Genomic DNA, 16,360 nt, shown 5'->3' on the forward strand with positions numbered 1-16,360 from the left:
ACGCCGTCCGGCTGGGCCGGACGGCGTTTTGAAGTCTCTATCTCGCAGGACGCCGGGGTCAGCCGCCGGCGCTGGAAACTGCGAGCCGCTCGACGCCATCGAGATGCGCCGGGACTGCACTGAACGGCGCCGTACGGCCGAGCGGCAGCCAGAGGCGGTGCCAGACATCGACCAGCGCGTCGCGAAGACCGGCGATCAGCGCGTCGTCATGCAGCGGCGTCGGCGTGATGCGCAGCCGCTCCGTGCCGCGCGGCACGGTCGGGTAATTGATCGGCTGGATGTAGATGCCATGCTCCTCGAGCAGCATGTCCGAGGCCTTCTTGCAAAGGTCCGGATTGCCGACGAACAGCGGCACGATATGCGTCTCGGACGGCATCACTGGCAGGCCCGCATGGATCAGCACCGACTTGGTGCGCTGGGCATAGAGCTGCTGCAGGTCGCGCTCGACCTGCGAGGCCTTCAGATGCCGGATCGAGGCGGTGGCCGCCGCGGCGACGGCCGGGGGCAGGGCGGTGGTGAAGATGAAGCCGGGCGCATAGGAGCGGACGGCGTCGACGACGGCCTTCGAGGCGGTGATATAGCCACCAAGCGCGCCGAACGCCTTGGCGAGCGTACCCTCGATGACGTCGATGCGGTGCATCACGCCGTCGCGCTCGGCGATGCCGCCGCCACGCGGGCCATACATGCCGACGGCATGCACTTCGTCGATATAGGTCATCGCGCCGTATTTCTCGGCGAGGTCGCAGATGCCGGCGATCGGGGCAACGTCGCCGTCCATCGAATAGACACTCTCGAAGACGATCAGCTTGGCCCGACCGGGCGCCGTCTCCCGAAGCAGCTCTTCGAGATGCTCGAGGTCGTTGTGGCGGAAGATCTTCTTCTGCGCGCCGGAGCGGCGCACGCCCTCGATCATCGAGGCGTGGTTCAGTTCGTCGGAGAAGATCACGCAGTCGGGCAGGAGACGGGCGAGCGTCGAGATCGACGCCTCGTTCGAGACGAAGCCCGAGGTGAAGACGAGACCGGCTTCCTTGCCGTGCAGATCGGCGAGCTCCTGCTCGAGCTCGACCAGCGGATGGTTGTTGCCGGAGATGTTGCGCGTGCCGCCGGCACCGGCGCCAGCGCCGCTCGCCGTCGAGACCATCGCCTCGATCACGTTCGGATGCTGGCCCATGCCGAGATAGTCGTTCGAGCACCAGACGGTGATCTCGCGCGCGCCCCGCTCGGAGCGCCAGACGGCATGCGGAAAGCGACCGACGATTCGTTCGAGGTCGGCGAAGACGCGATAGCGCTTCTCGGAATGGAGAGCTTCGATCGCATCGACGAAGAACGACTGATAATCCATGAAGTCGGCCTGCTCACTGGAACGATTGCAAACTAGCGAAGGACAGCCGAACTGTCCAATCGCCGGCACGCCGGGCGATTTCAACTTTGCGTCACTAACCATGGTCGAAGGCAGCCCGCCATGGCGCAATTTACCGCATGGTCACACGAGGCCGTCCTTGATGCGGATCAAGAAGCGTTCCAAGGAGCGAAGACGTCAGAAGCCGTGCTGCACGCCGAGGGCGAAGCCGTAGGTATCGCCATGCAGCCCGTCGCCGGTTCCCTTCCAGGAATAGCTGGCATTGCCATAGACCCGGTCGGCTTCGGTCATCTTGTAGGTGAGGCCGGTCGTCACTTCCGGCGTGACCCAGACATAGTCGAATGCGTCGCGATAGCGCAGGTCGAACATGGTCCAGATGAGCTTCTCTGACAGTGCGAGATCGCCTGCGAGATAGAAGGCGTAATAGGCGGTCGTCGCGTCCCCCGACGGGCCGAAGCCGGTATCGTTCCATGTCACGCCGAGTGACGCTGACGGCGTCAGCGAGAAGCGGCCGAAATCGAATCGGTAGCCGCCCTTGGTCTCGGCATAGAACTGATGCTTGCCGTCCTGCTTGATGTCGTCCTTCAGCGAGCCGCCGAGCGCGAAGGCGCCGTCGAAGCGATGCGCATAGTTCAGCTTGACCGAGGTGTCGTCGTAATGGCCGGCGACGTGACCGCCGGTGCTCGTCGCGAAGAAGCTCGGGCTGACCTCGAGGCCGATCCAGTCTGTGGGCGGAGCGATCGTCCCGTCGGGCTGCTTGACGGTGCCGAGTTCGGCGGCCGCGGCCGCCGAGGCCATCGCCGCGAGAGCGCCGATCGCCAGATATGCCGTCCGCCGCCGCATCATTCAGTCCCCCGCCCGCTGCGCCTGTTCTAGCGCGAAACGGGCCGGGGCGTTGTAGCGCGGCCGCAACAGGGCGCCGCGGCTCAGGCCGCGTCGAGCGCCGCTAGGAGATCCTCGGCCAGATCCTCCGGATCCTCGAGCCCGACCGAGAGTCGCAGCAGGCCCTGCGTGATGCCGAAGCCGAGGCGTGCTTCTTCCGAAAGGCGCTGATGCGTCGATGTCGACGGATGGGTGATGAGGCTCTTGGCGTCGCCGAGATTGTTGGAGATCTTGACGATCTCCAGCGCGTTGGCGACGCGGAAGGCCGCGTCCTTGCCGCCTTCCAATTCGAAGGCGATCAGCGTCGAGCCCGCCTTCATCTGCTTGGCGACGACGGCCGCCTGCGGATGGTCGGCGCGTCCGGGATAGATCAGCTTCGAGACCTTGGGATGAACGGCGATCAAATCGGCGAGCTTGGCGGCCGTCTCGGTCTGGCGGCGGACGCGCACTTCCAGCGTCTCCAGGCCCTTCAGCAGCACCCAGGCATTGAAGGGCGAGAGGCTCGGACCGGTCTGGCGCAGGAAATTGTGCAGGTGGTCGGTGACATAGGCCTCGTCGGCGGACAGGATGATGCCGCCGAGCACGCGGCCCTGGCCGTCAATATGCTTGGTCGCGGAATAGACCACGACATCGGCGCCGAGCGCGATCGGCGACTGCCAGATCGGCGTCGCGAAGACATTATCGACGACCAGCCGGGCGCCGGCCTCATGCGCGATCTTCGCCACTTCCGCGATGTCGATCACTTCCAGCGTCGGATTTGTCGGGCTTTCCAGGAAGAAAGCCTTGGTGTTGGGCCGCACCGCATCACGCCACTGGTCGAGATCCGTGCCATCGACCAGCGTCGAGGCGACGCCGAAGCGCGGCAGCAATTCCTCGACGACATAAAGACAGGACGAGAACAGCGCCTTGGCGGCGACGACATGATCGCCGGCCTTCAGCATCGACACGAGCGACGCCGTGACAGCGGCCATGCCGCTCGCCGTCGCGCGCGCTGCCGCGGCGCCTTCGAGGAGGCGCATGCGTTCCTCGAACATGAACACGGTAGGGTTCGAGAAGCGCGAATAGATGAAGCCGGGCGCCTCGCCCTTGAAGCGCGCTTCCGCGGCCTCGGCGTCCTCATAGGCAAAGCCCTGGGTCAGGAACATCGCCTCGGACATCTCGCCGAACTGCGAGCGGAGCGAACCGCCATGCACGAGTTCCGTGGCGGGGCGGCGGCGGCGCGGCGAAGTCTCTTCGGTCATCTCGAACATCCCGGACATGAAAAACCCGACCAAAGGGTCGGGCCAAAAGATCGGGAACGGAGGATACCGCCACCGACCTTTTAGCAACCTTGTTTAACGTGGCGGCAAGCCGGTCGGCTCAAAGGACCACGAACTGAGGTTTTTGATAGGCCTGTTGCGCCTTGGCGTCAATCGGGAGTTCGGATAGGAAGGGCGACCGATATGGGGGCCGACGTGGCGGGCGAAGTTCAGACCGGAATCCTTTCCGACAGCGAGATCCGCGCGGCGTTCGATCTTAGCCAGATCCGCGCGCCGCGCCCGCTCGATGTCGATCAGGTCCAGCCGGCGAGCCTTGATCTCCGCCTCGGCGATGTCGCCTATCGCGTGCGGGCGTCCTTCCTGCCGGGCAAGGCGCTCACCGTCCAGGAGCGCATCGACCAGCTCAAGCTGCACGAGATCGACCTGAAGGCTGGCGCGGTGCTGGAGACCGGTTGCGTCTATATCGTGCCGCTGCTCGAAAGCCTGGCGCTGCCGGCGGATATCGAGGCCTCGACCAATCCGAAATCATCGACCGGCCGGCTCGACATCTTCACGCGCGTCATAGCCGATCGTGCGCAGTCCTTCGATACGGTCCCGCCCGGCTATGCCGGTCCGCTCTATCTCGAAGTCTCGCCGCGCACCTTCCCGATCGTGGCGCGCACCGGTTCGCGCCTCAGCCAGATCCGCTTCCGCCGCGGCGATGCGCGGCTATCCGATAGCGAGCTTGTGGCCCTCCACGCGCGCGAGCCGCTCGTCGACGGCGCGCCGTCGATTTCGAATGGCCTGCTCGTCTCGATCGATCTCGAAGGCGCCGGCGACATCATCGGCTATCGCGCCAAGCGGCATACCGGCGTCGTCGATGTCGACAAGCGCGCGGCCTGCGACGTGCTCGACTATTGGGAGCCGATCCGCCCGCGCGGCAAGGCCGAGATCATCCTCGATCCCGACCAGTTCTATATCCTCGTCTCGCGCGAGGCGGTGCATGTCCCGCCGGATTATGCCGCCGAAATGGTCGCGTTCGATCCGCTGGTCGGCGAGTTTCGCGTCCATTATGCGGGCTTCTTCGATCCCGGCTTCGGCCATGATGCGGCCGGCGGCGCCGGCAGCCGCGCCGTACTGGAAGTGCGCAGCCACGAAGTGCCGTTCATCCTCGAACATGGGCAGACCGTCGGCCGCCTCGTCTATGAGCGCATGTCGAAGCGCCCCGCGCTGCTCTATGGCGCGGATCGCGGCTCGAACTATCAGGCGCAGGGCCTGAAGCTCTCCAAACATTTTCGCTGACGGCGCGCGCGCCGTTCAGGCATCGACAACAAGCGAGACCGCGCCGAGCCCGGTGATCTCGATCTCGGCCCGGTCGCCCGCTGCCAGCCAGCGCGTCTCGACGAGGCTCCCCGTCAGCACGATCTCGCCTTCCTCGATGCGCCGACCGCGCGCGCCGAGATTGCCGGCCAGGAAGGCGAGCGCGTTCAGCGGATGGCCGAGCACGTCGGCGCCGACGCCCCGGCCGGCCTCGGCGCCGTTGATCCGCGTGACGCCGGCGAGTGCGGCGAGGTCACCGATATCGTCGAACGGCACCTCCGCGCCGAGCACGCAGCCGGCGGCGAAGAAATCATCGGCGATCAGCGTCGGCGTGTCGGTCGAACGCCAGTCTTCATAGCGGTCGTCGACGATCTCGATCGCGGTGAAGACGGCGCCGATCGCCGCTGCGATGGCGTCCCGGTCCCCCGCCGCCTCGGTCGGCACGGCCGCCTTGAAGCGCACGCCGATCTCGCATTCGATCCCGATCCGGCGGAAATCCCCGGCGCGAAGGCGGACGCCCGAACGATGGCGGGTTCCCGCGAACAGCCCGGCGGCGCAGGGTTCGGGAATGCCGAGATAGGCCTGCATCACCGGCGTGGTGCAGCCGATCTTCCAGCCGATCCGCGGCCCGAAGCGATCGGCGGACAGGCGCTCGTGCACCCGCGACTGGATGCGATAGGCCGCATCGAGATCGGCCGCGCGCAGTCCCTCCGGAAGAACAGCAACCGCCGCCCGCGCGAGACGTGCCGCCGCGAGTGTCGCCGCCGCCGCGTCCTCGTGCTCGACCCTGCCGTTCACCATCCCATCCTCCCGGGATTGCCGGCAACTATTTCCGGCCTTCCGCGCGGCGCGCCGGCTTGCTAAAGCCGTTGCCGCCCGTCCATGCTGATAGCAGCAAGTCGGGCGATCAGGGAGGGCTGGTCCATGGATGTAGGTGTCGACGGCAAGATCCTGCTGGTGACGGGTGGCACGCAGGGCGTCGGCCGCGCGATCGCGCTGGAGGCGGCGCGCTCCGGCGCCGACGGCGTCATGATCAGCGGCCGCAATGCGCGCCGCGGCGCCGAGGCGGCCGCCGAGATCGAGGAGCTGGGCGCCGAGGCCGGCTTCGTCGAGGCGGCGCTCGAGGATGCCGAGGCGCCTGCGGCGATCTTCCAGGCGACGCTGGACCGGTTCGGCCGTGTCGATGTCGTGGTCAACGCCGCCGCGCTGACCGATCGCGCCTCGGTCATCGATGTCGACCCCGACTTTTTCGATCGCATGTTCGCCGTCAACACGCGCGCGCCGCTGATGCTGATGCAGGAGCTCATCCGCCATCTGCGCGAGCGCGAGGCGCCGGGCGCGGTGGTGAACATCCTCTCCGTCAATGTCCATGGCGGCACGCCGGAGCTCGCCATCTATGCCGGCAGCAAAGCCGCCCTCGCCGTCATGACCAAGAACGCGGCCTATACGCACCGTTTCGATCGCGTGCGCTGCAACGGGATCCTGCTCGGCTGGGCCGATACGCCCGGCGAGCGCGACATGCAGGCGAACAAGCTCGGGCTCGGCGAGGACTGGCTTGCCAAGGCCGAGGCCGGCATGCCCTGGGGCCGGCTGATCAAGCCGGAGGACGTGGCGCGGCTCGCCATCTTCCTGGCGAGCGACGCGTCGATCCCGATGACCGGCGCGCTCATCGACCAGCAACAGGACTATACGCTCGGCGTGCGCGACTGACGCGCCGCCGCGACACACCGGAACCATCCCCGATGCCCATGCCGGCCGCCTCCGACCGCGACATCCTTGCCGCCCTGTTCGACGCCGCCCTCTCGGCCGCGTTGCCGGACGGCCGTTTCGCCGGGCGCCTCCCCGAGCCGCCGCGCGGCCGCACGATCGTCCTCGGTGCCGGCAAGGGTGCGGCCCGGATGGCGTCGGCGTTCGAAAAGGCCTGGTCGGAAGCTGGTAACGGCCCGCTTGAGGGCCTGGTTGTGACGCGCTACGGCCACGCCATGGCGACGCAGTCGATCGAGGTCGTCGAGGCGTCGCATCCGGTGCCCGACGCGGCCGGCATGCAGGCGGCCGAGCGCATCCTCGATCTCGCCCGCGCGGCCGGTCCCGACGATCTCGTCGTGTTCCTGATGTCGGGCGGCGCCTCGGCGCTGCTGGCGCTGCCGGCACCCGGCCTGACTCTCGCCGACAAGCAGGCGCTGAACCGCGCGCTCCTGAAGAGCGGTGCGCCGATCGGCGCGATGAACCGTATCCGCAAGGCCGCCTCCGCCATCAAGGGCGGAAGGCTGGCGGCTGCCGCGGCGCCGGCCCGCCACGTGACCTATCTGATCTCCGACGTTCCGGGCGACGATCCGGGCGCCATCGGCTCGGGCCCGACCATTCCTGACGAGTCCGATCCCGAAGCGGCGCTGGCGATCCTCTCGGAGTATGGCATCACCATCGAGCCGCGCGTCGCGGAGGCCATTCGCGCCAACCGCGTTGCTGCTCCGGCGCCGGGGCGCGTCGAGATGCTGGCGACCCCGAAAATGGCGCTCGACGCGGCGGCGGCCAAGGCACGCGAACTCGGCCTTTCGCCGCTCGTCCTCGGCGATGCGATCGAAGGCGAGGCGCGCGAAGTGGCCCGTGTGCTGGCTGCGATCGCGCATTACGCCGCCGATCATGGCGAGCCGGTTGCCCGGCCGGCCGTGATCCTGTCGGGCGGCGAGACGACGGTCACGGTGCGCGGCAAGGGCCGGGGCGGCCGCAATGCCGAATTCCTGCTGGCGCTGGCGATCGCGCTCGGCGGTCGGGCCGGCATCGCGGCGCTTGCCTGCGATACCGACGGCATCGACGGCTCGGAGGACAATGCCGGCGCCTGGTTCGACGACCGCATTCTCGACACAGCCCGTGCCGCCGGCATCGATCCGGCCGCGCATCTCGCCAACAATGACGGCTATGGCTTCTTCGCGGCATTGGAGCGGCTCATCGTGACCGGCCCCACGCTCACCAACGTGAACGATTTCCGCGCCATCCTCATCTGTTGATTGCGGAGCTGGCGGCCATCGCGCCGCTCGCCACCCACTGCTATTCTGCGTCCGTCGGGCAAGACGGCACGGAGAGCAGGCATGGACCAGTGGATCGCTTTTGCGCTCTCCAACTTCACGCTGACCTTCCTCGTCCTCGGCCTCTTGATGTCGCTGCTCCAGCTCTTGTTCGGCTGGCGGTCCTTTTCGATCGCCTATCTGGTTGACGCCTTGCTGCGCTGGTTTCTGTTCTTTTCGATCGGCTTCAGCTTCTTCTACAATTTCGTGATGCACACCTTCTTCGGTGCGATGGCTGCCCGCTTCATCGGCTGGGCAGACAGCCCGTTCCAGGCCGAGGTGGGTTTTGCCAGCCTCGGCTTTTCGCTGGTCGGCTTCCTCGCCTTCCGCCGTTCGTTCGATCTTCGTCTCGGCGCGATCGTCGGCGTATCGGCCTTTCTGCTCGGGGCAGCCGGCGGCCATGTCTATCAGATGATCGCAACCGGCAATTTCGCGCCCGGCAATGCCGGCGTGATCTTCTGGACCGATATCGGCATTCCGCTTTTCGGCCTGCTGCTGCTCTCTCTGCAGCATCGGGTCGGCCGTCCTCGACGCCCGAGGCCGCCGGTCGCCGCCCGGATCGAGGCTTAGGACCGGTCACGGCCGCGCGCAGGAGAGAGGCGCGGATGAGAGGCTACGGGTCGTCGTCCTCGTCAAAGCCCTCGATCTCGATGATCGCTTCGGCTTCGCGGTTCGGCCGCCCATCTGTGTCGAACAGCGTGTCGAGGAAGGCCTCGTTGGCCCGGTGATCGATATCCGGGGTCTCCGGCGGCATGTCAGGATCGGGCTTCTTGGGGTCGCTCATGCTTTCCTCCGCCTTGGCGCCGAAATATCCGGCTGCAAGACCAACGCCGGCAGGCCGCTGGCGGTTTCATCGGGATTGCAGTTGACGCCCGGCGCCGGACAGGGCTCCCTCGGCGCATGACCATGGGAGGGTTGAGAATGCGCGGTCTTCTGGCTGTGGTGGGAGCAGCATTGTTCTGGGTCGGGACCATGGCCGCGCCAGCCCTGGCCGCGCCGGACTTCGATCCTGCGCTGCTCGGCACGCTTCACCAGCAGGTGCAGGACGGCGTGACGGTGCGGACGGCTGTTCCCGACGCGAAGCAGATCGAGGCGATCTTCGGCTTTCGCGTGATCGAGAAGGGCGTGCAGCCGGTCTATGTCGAGATCGAGAATGGCGGCGACGAGCCGCTTTGGTACATGCCGATCACGACCGACGAGACCTATTTCGCGCCGCTCGAGGTCGCCTGGCGTTTCCGCGATCCGATCGATCCGAAATCCGGCACCGAAGCCGCCGCGGCGATGACGCGCCTCGCCGTGCCGCTCTCCGTGCCCGCGCATGGCAGCGTTTCGGGTTTCGTCTTCACCCATCTGGAGACCGGCCTCAAATTCCTGACCTTCGGCATGCTGAAGGGCGGCGACGAGATCGGCTTCCGCTTCATCGTCCCCGTCACCGGACCCGCCTATCTCGGCGAACGCCTCGACTTCAGCGCCATGTACAAGCCGGGTGAGATCCGCGACGTCGATCTTCCCGGCCTCAGGGCGGCGATCGCGGCGATGCCCTGCTGCACGACCAACAAGGACGGCAGCAAGAAGGGCGACCCGCTCAATGTGGTGGTGGTCGGCGATCTCGCCGCGCTGTTCGCCTTTGTCGATCGGGGCTGGCGCATGACCGAAATGCTGGATCTCCACAGCGCCGTCGACACGGCGAAATCCTTCGTGCTCGGCACCACCTATGACACCTCGCCGGTCAGCCCGCTCTATCTGTTCGGCCGGCCGCAGGATCTCGCGCTGCAAAAGGCGCGCTCGACGATCGACGAGCGCAATCATGTTCGCTTCTGGCTGACGCCGCTTCGTTTCCAGGGCAAGGATGTCTGGATCGGCCAGATCAGCCGCGACATCGGCGTCGAGCTGACGCGCCATTCCTGGTACCTGACCACGCACAGGATCAGCCCCTCGGTCGATTTCGACCGCGACTACCTGCTGCAGGACTTGCTCCTTTCGGGCGCCGTCGAGCATTTCGGCTATGCCGCAGGGGTCGGCGTCTCGCCTCCGGCGGATCCGCGCACCAATCTGACGGATGATCCCTACATCACCGACGGGCTTCGCCTCGTCCTGATGATCGGGGGCGAGGACGATCCGATCGGCGATGTCGACGAACTCGAATGGGAGAAGCTGCCCGTTCCCGCTCCCTGAGGGGATCGGAAGGCTCGCCGGGCGAGCCTTCCGCATGCCTTCGCACGGGTCTTGCGACCCGTCCGGCGACGCGGAGGCAGGGGGTTCTGCAGTATGGCGGCGCCCGGTCAGAGGGCGCGCCAGCGGCGCGTCGGACTCTGCGTCTCGGGGATGAGACCCTTAACTAGGGCAACTAAATCCGGAGCCCGTCAACCGCTGCGCCGATCACGGTTGCGGGAGCCCTATTCGAGCGTGCTGCGCTCCCATGAGGCGTCGGTGACGCCCGGCAGCGCGGCGATTTCGCTCGTCACCCGCTCGAGTTCGGCCACCACGACGGCCGTGCTGACGAGGACGGCGGTCACCTCCATCACATCATCGCCCCGCTCGGTGACCTCGATGTCGCCGACGGGATAGTTCGCCGCATTCAGGCGCAGGATCAGCGCACGACGGACCGCGGCGAGGTGCTCCGGATCCGTCATGGCACGCAGTTCGAAGCGGGCTTCCATGGTCGCCTCGTCGACCGGCGCGCGCTCGATGCGGGCGACGAGCGGACGCAGCAGCGTGTTTCCGGCGAGCACGAAGAGCGTCACCAGCACCGCCTCGGCCATCATGTCGGAGCCGGCACAGGCGCCGATCGCCGCCGAGCACCAGAGTGTGGCGGCCGTGTTGAGGCCGCGCACATTGGCGCCGTCCTTCATGATCACGCCGGCGCCGAGAAAGCCGATGCCGGAGACGACATAGGAGATCACGCGCACGGATTCCGCGTCGCCCGCGATCCGCTGCGCGAGGTCGACAAACGCCGCCGCGCCGACGGCGACCAGCGTATTGGTGCGGAGCCCGGCGCTGCGCTGGCGATATTCCCGCTCCGCGCCGACCAGCGTACCGAGAATGAAGGCGACGAACAGGCTGAAGGCGCTGTCGATCGTCGGGCCGAGGGCGAAGGTTTCCAGGAAGCGCAAGGCTCGCTCCGATGGCTGGATGGCGTCAGGAACCAAGCCGCCGCCTCAGTTCGGCGGCGGTGGACGGAAAGCCATCTAACCAGAGCGATATGTCATCGATATGTCCAGAAGGCCCCGGCGTCACCCGATGCCGTCCGGGCCGGCGCCGCAGACGAGCGTCGCCACCGATGCGGCGGCGTCGGGCACGAAGTGGCGGGTGCGGAGCGCCGCCATGCCGGCGGCGCCGCTGAGATCAGCCGCGATGCCGAATTCGAACCAGAGCCAGCGGCTTGCCTCCAGCATTTCCTCGTCGGAGACCAGCACGACCTCGTCGACATGGTCGCGCACGAGCTCGAACACCGCCGGATCCGTCTCGGCGCAGGACATGGTCGCGACGCGGCTGGTCACGGCCGGCAGGCGCACGACATGGCCCGCATCGAGCGAGGCCTTGAGCGTGGGCGAACCTTCCGGCTCGATGCCGATCAGGCGGATGGACGGCTTCAGCGCCTTGAGCGCGACGCCCATGCCCGAGATCAGCCCGCCGCCGCCGATGGCGACCAGCACCACGTCGATGTCGGGCCGCTCAGCGAGGAGCTCGAGCGCCACGGTACCCTGTCCGGCGACGACGGCCGGATCGGCAAAGGGGTGGAAATAGGCGGCGCCCTCGCGGCTCGCGAAGTCGAGCGCATGACGATTGGTGTCGTTCCAGATCTCGCCGATGATCTCGACGCGGGCGCCGAGCAGCTTGAGCTTGGCGACCTTGGGCGGCGTGATCGATTTCGGCACGAAGATCGTGGCAGCCACGCCGGCCATGCGGGCCGCGCGGGCGACCGCGAGGCCATGATTGCCGCCCGATGCGGTGACGACGCCGGCAGCGAGCTGCTCCTTCGGCGTGGTCAGCAGCTTGTTGGTCGCGCCGCGCACCTTGAACGAGCCGGTCGGCTGCAGGCATTCGAGCTTGAGACCGAGCCGGTCGACGCCGGTCGGCTCGCTCGTCGCATCCACGGCGATGGTCGGGGTATGGCGGATGAAGGGCGCGATGCGCTGGGCGGCGTCGCGGACGTCTTCGAGCGTGATCATGTAAGCCTCGAACGATAGGGCGCGGCGACGACCAGGCAGCAATTGCCCGGGCGTACGCGGCCCGGCTGGCGGCGGGCGTAGACGATGCCGTCAATACCATAGGCGAGTTCGACGGGCGCGCGGCCGGGATCGGCGAGGAAATGGATGCGTCCGGCCGGCTGACCCGCCGACACCTTCTCGCCGTTCCGGTGGAAGGGCTCGAACACGCCATCGTCCGGCGCGATGACATAGGCGCCCGCGCCGGGAATGTCATAGAGCTCCGGCTCGTGCTCCAGCGGGGCGCCGAAGGTGGGCGGCAGCGCGCCGAGATGGACGAGGACATTGCGCACGCCGCGCCGGCAGATGCGGACCGCGTCGAGCGAGACCGTGCCGCCGCCCGCCATCTCGGTCCCGACGACCGTAAGGCCCGCGCGCGCCGCCGAGGCGGTGGCGGTGCGCGGATCGCCGCGATTGTCGATGACGACGATCATCGGCGCGTCGAAGGCGGTGACGGCGGCGATGTTCTGCGCATGCTTCACCGGATCGTCGACCGGCTCGATGACCGAGCTCGGGATGATGTCGAGCGAGGAGCCACCGGAATGGAGGTCCAGGAACGCGTCGCCCATCGGGAAGAGCACGTCGTTGACGAAAGCGGCGATCTGCTGCGTCGTCGTGCCCACCGTGCTGCCGGGGAAGGTACGGTTCATGTTGAGATCGTCGATCGGTGAGGTTCGCCGCGCCGCGACGACCGCCGGCTGGTTGATCGCCGGGATGAAGATCAGCCGGCCCGAGACGAGGCCGGGATCGAGATCGCGGATCAGCTCGCCGAGCGCGATCGGGCCCTCATATTCGTCGCCATGATTGCCGCCTTCGAGGATGACGGTCGGTCCTTCGCCGTTCTTGATCTGCGCCAGCGGGACGCGGACGACGCCCCAGGCATCGTCATGCACCGACAGGGGAAGATTAAAGAAGCCGATCTGCTTGCCGTTCTTCTCGAAGTCGACGGTGCAATGGCCCATCTGCTTTGCGTTCAAGCCCATGTTCTGCTCTATGCTCGCTGGCTCGGTGCGCTGTGGCCCGGATACCCCGGCCGGTCGGCACTCATTTTTATCAGTGAAATATCTGGTTGATTAGCGGAAGTTTCTTGCTCATAGTCCCGCGCTTGACGGGGGCCGGATGGAAGCCGGCCGATGTCAGCGGGAAAGGAGCGAGGGACATGCCGACTCGTGAGCCGGGAAAGCTGCCGCGGGCCGCCGCGGCCCGTCGTGGCGCGCCCGCCAAGAACGCGACCGCCAAGGATGGCGACAAGCCCGCCTATAGCGCGCCGGCGCTCGAGAAGGGGCTCGACGTGCTCGAACTGCTCGCGACCCTCTCCGAAGGCGTCACGCCGAGCCAGATCGCCCAGCGCCTCGGGCGCTCGCTGCAAGAGGTCTATCGCGTCGTCATGGCGCTGGAGCGGCGCGGCTATATCCGCCGCGCCTTTGGCGAGGAGAGCCTCGTGCTCTCCACCAAGCTGCATGATCTCGCCTATGCCTATCCGCCGATGCGACGCCTCGTCGATGCGGCGCAGCCGGTGATGATCCGCCTGGCCGTCGAGGCGAACCAGGCCGTGCATCTCGCGACGCTGGACGGGCTGATGATCCGCGTCATCGCGCAGGTCGACAGCCCGGCGCCGCTCGGCTTCCGCCTGCGCATCGGCACGCAGAACCCGGCCGCGCGCACGGCTTCCGGCCGTCTGTTGATCGCCTATCAGCGCCCGGCCGTGCAGGACTGGGTCTATGCGGCGATCCGCGAGGCGGGCGGCGAGGCGGCGCTCGCCAAGCTGAAGGCCCGCGTCGAGGCCGTGCACGCGCATGGCTACGAGATCATCGAGGGCGAGCAATTGAAGGGCATCACCGACGTGTCCTTCCCGGTGCTCGACGCCGAGGGATACGCGCCGGCCGTGCTGACCATGCCGTTCCTGTCGACCGCGGCCGAGACCGTGCCGATCGCCGACGCGTCGCGGCTGCTGTTCGAGGCGGCGGAGCGTCTCGGCGCCGATCTCGGCGGACGGCTCGACCCGCCGCGTTTCCCGCTGGAGAGCTCCGAGGCGGCAATGGCGCGGGGCCGCGGCGCTGGCTAGGGCGAGGAGCGTCACGAGTCGGCCCTCGCCTTGAAGCGGAACACCTCGTCGAGCCAGAGCGGCTCGCCGCTCTCCGTCGCGATCTGTTCGAAGAGATGCGCGAGCGAGGCCGTCCAGCGCTGCTGGATGTCGCTTGCGGCGAGCATCGCGGCGGTCGCCTCGAAGCCCTGCCGCATGCGCAGCCGGCAGACCACGATCTCCTCGTGCCGCCAGATCCGGTAATCCTCGATCCCGGCCTCGTCGATCAGCGCCAGCATCTGCGGCCAGACCGCCTCATGCGCGTGGTCATACTCCGGGCCGGCGCCGGGCTTGAGACGGTAGAGATAGAGGAGCGGTGCGCCCGGCACCGTGTCGCGTCCGCTCATCGCACCGCTCCGGCCACGGCGCCCGAGAGGATCTGGCGCTGGAACAGCAGGTAGACGATCATCACGGGCAGCAGCGCCACGACGAGGCCGGCCGAGACCAGCGGGATCGAGACGTCGTACTGGCCCGAAAGCAGCGCGACGCCGACCATCAGGGTCTTCTTGTCCGATCCGCCCATGATCACCAGCGGCAACAGCAGGTCGTTCCACATCCACACGAAGTTGAGGATGGAGAGCGCCGCGATGGCCGGCGTCGCGATCGGCAGCATGATCGAGAACAGGATGCGCATCTCGCCCGCGCCGTCGAGCCGCGCCGCCTCGATCAGCTGGTCGGGGATCGCGCGGAAATAGGCGGCCAGCAGATAGGTGCTGATCGGCAGGCCGAAGGCGGCATAGGCGAGGATCAGGCCCTGATAGGTCGAGCCGAAGCCGAGGTCGAGGATCGTCTCGTAGAGCGGATAGATGATGACCTGGCTCGGGATCACCAGCATGGCGATGATGAACAGGAAGACGAGGTTGCTGCCGGGGAAGCGCAGCTTGGTGACCGCATAGGCGAGCAGCAGAGCCGCGAAGGTCGACAGCACCAGGCCGCCGGCCGTCGCGATGACGCTGTTCAGGAAGAGACGTGGCACCGCCATGCGGTTGAACGTCTCGATGTAGTTGTCGAAGGTGAGTTCGCTGGTGAGGCCGAGCGGGTTCTTCGCGAAGCCGGTGCGCGTCTTGAACGAGTTCAGGATCGTGAACAGCAGCGGATAGAGCGCGACCACGGCGATCATGGCGAGCGCCGCCGTGACGACGAGGCGGACGATACCGCGGCTGCCCGGCGCGGCGGCCGAGCCGGTCCGCTTGCCGGCGCGGCGGAGCGTTTGCGACTGGCTCACGACGCTTTCCCCTCGGCATACATGCGGCGGACGACAAAGGCGGAGACGATGGCGACGAAGACGAAGAGCGCCATGCCGATCGCCGCGCCGAGGCCGCGATTCATGAACTGGAACGTTGTGGTGAAGACGAGATATTCCGGCAGCGTCGTGGCATTGCCCGGCCCGCCCTTGGTCAGGGCGTAGATGAGCGGGAACATCCAGATCAGGATGCCGGAGGTGCACAGCACCGTCCAGTAGCCGATCACCGGCTTCAAGAGCGGCATGACGATGCGCAGCAGCAGGCTCCAGAACCCGGCCCCGTCGAGGCGCGCGGCCTCGATGATGTCCTCGGAGATCGTGGCGAGGCCGGAGAGATAGGTCAGGACGCCGAGGCCGAAGAAGCTCCAGAGCGCGACGGCGGTGAGCGAGAGCAGCGCGCTGTTCGGTCCGTTCAGCCATGCGATGGCCAGCGGCGCGAGGCCGATGGCGCGCAGCAACGCATTGAGCGGGCCGTCCGGCGCCAGGATCTGGCGGAACATGATGCCGACCACGATCGGCGCGATCATGTAGGGCAGGAAGAAGGTGGCGCGGAAGAACTTCCACCCGGGTGAGCGCTGGAAGATCAGCACCGCGAGAACGAGCGGCAGCAGGACCCAAATCGGCAGCGTCGCGAAGGCGACCGCCGCATTGCGGAACGAGCCGATGAAGACCGGATCGTCGAGCATGGTCCGGTAGTTCTCGAGCCCGGCAAAGCTCGGTTCTTCGAAGCCCTGCGTCTCCAGAAGGCTCAGATGGAAGCCGCGGATCAGCGGCACGAGCTTGAAGAGCACGGCGAGCGCGATGCCCGGCACGATGAAGGCGAGCGCGAGCCAAAGTTCGCGGCGCTTCATCCGGCGTTCGGTCTGAGGGCGCGCGCGCGGCCTCGCTTGGTCGAGCTGTTGGGCTGCGGCCATGGCTGTTCTTTCCGGGCGTGAGGGCGGTGGGGAGGCATGGCCTCCCCACC

17 protein-coding genes and 1 riboswitch are annotated in these 16,360 nt (G+C 67.3%); of the genes, 6 read left to right on the forward strand and 11 right to left on the reverse strand.

The window, feature by feature from the left end:
• Positions 1–58: 58 nt before the first annotated feature.
• The 3 genes from hemA to GGR25_RS11730 form a co-directional block, all read right to left on the reverse strand.
• Complete coding sequence (hemA, locus tag GGR25_RS11720; RefSeq protein WP_183398970.1) at positions 59–1,342, reverse strand: 5-aminolevulinate synthase; 1,284 nt, start codon at positions 1,340–1,342, stop codon at positions 59–61.
• A gap of 195 nt (positions 1,343–1,537) precedes the next feature.
• On the reverse strand, positions 1,538–2,206 hold the full coding sequence (locus GGR25_RS11725; RefSeq protein WP_183398971.1) for a hypothetical protein: 669 nt from the start codon (positions 2,204–2,206) through the stop codon (positions 1,538–1,540).
• Positions 2,207–2,286: 80 nt separating this feature from the next.
• Positions 2,287–3,483 (reverse strand): O-succinylhomoserine sulfhydrylase, encoded by a 1,197-nt coding sequence (locus GGR25_RS11730; RefSeq protein ID WP_183398972.1) that lies wholly within the window; start codon positions 3,481–3,483, stop codon positions 2,287–2,289.
• 60 nt (positions 3,484–3,543) lie between these two features.
• A riboswitch (SAM riboswitch) is annotated at positions 3,544–3,623 on the reverse strand.
• A gap of 61 nt (positions 3,624–3,684) precedes the next feature.
• Between GGR25_RS11730 and GGR25_RS11735 the strand changes: the two genes are divergently transcribed.
• Positions 3,685–4,782: a 2'-deoxycytidine 5'-triphosphate deaminase gene (locus GGR25_RS11735; RefSeq protein ID WP_183398973.1), complete on the forward strand. Its 1,098-nt coding sequence runs from the start codon at positions 3,685–3,687 to the stop codon at positions 4,780–4,782.
• A gap of 15 nt (positions 4,783–4,797) precedes the next feature.
• Here the strand turns inward: GGR25_RS11735 and GGR25_RS11740 are convergent, their stop codons facing one another.
• Entirely contained in the window at positions 4,798–5,601 is an 804-nt protein-coding gene (locus GGR25_RS11740; protein WP_183398974.1) for a 2-keto-4-pentenoate hydratase, read from the reverse strand.
• Positions 5,602–5,724: 123 nt separating this feature from the next.
• Between GGR25_RS11740 and GGR25_RS11745 the strand changes: the two genes are divergently transcribed.
• From GGR25_RS11745 to GGR25_RS11755, 3 genes are all read left to right on the forward strand, one after another.
• Positions 5,725–6,510, forward strand: coding sequence for an SDR family oxidoreductase (locus GGR25_RS11745; RefSeq protein ID WP_183398975.1), 786 nt, complete (start codon positions 5,725–5,727; stop codon positions 6,508–6,510).
• A gap of 32 nt (positions 6,511–6,542) precedes the next feature.
• On the forward strand, positions 6,543–7,805 hold the full coding sequence (locus tag GGR25_RS11750; RefSeq protein WP_380146666.1) for a glycerate kinase type-2 family protein: 1,263 nt from the start codon (positions 6,543–6,545) through the stop codon (positions 7,803–7,805).
• An 81-nt stretch (positions 7,806–7,886) separates the two neighbouring features.
• Positions 7,887–8,432 carry a DUF6790 family protein gene (locus tag GGR25_RS11755; protein ID WP_183398976.1) on the forward strand — a complete coding sequence of 182 codons (546 nt, stop codon included), beginning with the start codon at positions 7,887–7,889 and terminating at the stop codon, positions 8,430–8,432.
• Between the two features lie 43 nt (positions 8,433–8,475).
• Here the strand turns inward: GGR25_RS11755 and GGR25_RS11760 are convergent, their stop codons facing one another.
• Positions 8,476–8,646: a hypothetical protein gene (locus GGR25_RS11760; RefSeq protein ID WP_183398977.1), complete on the reverse strand. Its 171-nt coding sequence runs from the start codon at positions 8,644–8,646 to the stop codon at positions 8,476–8,478.
• A 137-nt stretch (positions 8,647–8,783) separates the two neighbouring features.
• Here GGR25_RS11760 and GGR25_RS11765 point away from each other — a divergent pair, with 137 nt between their 5' ends.
• Positions 8,784–10,037, forward strand: a complete 1,254-nt coding sequence (locus tag GGR25_RS11765) for an LssY C-terminal domain-containing protein (RefSeq protein ID WP_183398978.1) — start codon at positions 8,784–8,786, stop codon at positions 10,035–10,037.
• 221 nt (positions 10,038–10,258) lie between these two features.
• Here the strand turns inward: GGR25_RS11765 and GGR25_RS11770 are convergent, their stop codons facing one another.
• The 3 genes from GGR25_RS11770 to GGR25_RS11780 form a co-directional block, all read right to left on the reverse strand.
• The gene (locus GGR25_RS11770) at positions 10,259–10,975 is read right to left on the reverse strand and encodes an MgtC/SapB family protein (RefSeq protein ID WP_183398979.1); all 717 of its coding nucleotides are present in this window, start codon (positions 10,973–10,975) and stop codon (positions 10,259–10,261) included.
• 120 nt (positions 10,976–11,095) lie between these two features.
• A complete protein-coding gene (locus GGR25_RS11775; protein ID WP_183398980.1) occupies positions 11,096–12,034 on the reverse strand; it encodes a threonine ammonia-lyase in 939 nt (312 codons plus the stop codon).
• Positions 12,031–13,053, reverse strand: coding sequence for a succinylglutamate desuccinylase/aspartoacylase family protein (locus tag GGR25_RS11780; protein ID WP_183398981.1), 1,023 nt, complete (start codon positions 13,051–13,053; stop codon positions 12,031–12,033). The genes GGR25_RS11775 and GGR25_RS11780 overlap by 4 nt, the downstream gene beginning before the upstream one ends.
• Before the next feature lie 176 nt (positions 13,054–13,229).
• Between GGR25_RS11780 and GGR25_RS11785 the strand changes: the two genes are divergently transcribed.
• Positions 13,230–14,135, forward strand: a complete 906-nt coding sequence (locus GGR25_RS11785; protein ID WP_183398982.1) for an IclR family transcriptional regulator — start codon at positions 13,230–13,232, stop codon at positions 14,133–14,135.
• A gap of 11 nt (positions 14,136–14,146) precedes the next feature.
• On the opposite strand, the gene GGR25_RS11790 is transcribed toward GGR25_RS11785, so the two are convergent.
• From GGR25_RS11790 to GGR25_RS11800, 3 genes are read right to left on the reverse strand one after another with little or no spacing between them, the layout of a single operon-like run.
• Positions 14,147–14,500 (reverse strand): L-rhamnose mutarotase, encoded by a 354-nt coding sequence (locus GGR25_RS11790; RefSeq protein WP_183398983.1) that lies wholly within the window; start codon positions 14,498–14,500, stop codon positions 14,147–14,149.
• On the reverse strand, positions 14,497–15,378 hold the full coding sequence (locus tag GGR25_RS11795; RefSeq protein WP_343068045.1) for a carbohydrate ABC transporter permease: 882 nt from the start codon (positions 15,376–15,378) through the stop codon (positions 14,497–14,499). Before GGR25_RS11795 ends, GGR25_RS11790 begins: the two co-directional genes overlap by 4 nt.
• Positions 15,375–16,247, reverse strand: a complete 873-nt coding sequence (locus GGR25_RS11800) for a carbohydrate ABC transporter permease (RefSeq protein WP_210299914.1) — start codon at positions 16,245–16,247, stop codon at positions 15,375–15,377. The genes GGR25_RS11795 and GGR25_RS11800 overlap by 4 nt, the downstream gene beginning before the upstream one ends.
• Between the last annotated feature and the right edge of the window lie 113 nt (positions 16,248–16,360).

It is taken from the genome of Kaistia hirudinis (assembly GCF_014196455.1).
Lineage (GTDB): Bacteria > Pseudomonadota > Alphaproteobacteria > Rhizobiales > Kaistiaceae > Kaistia > Kaistia hirudinis.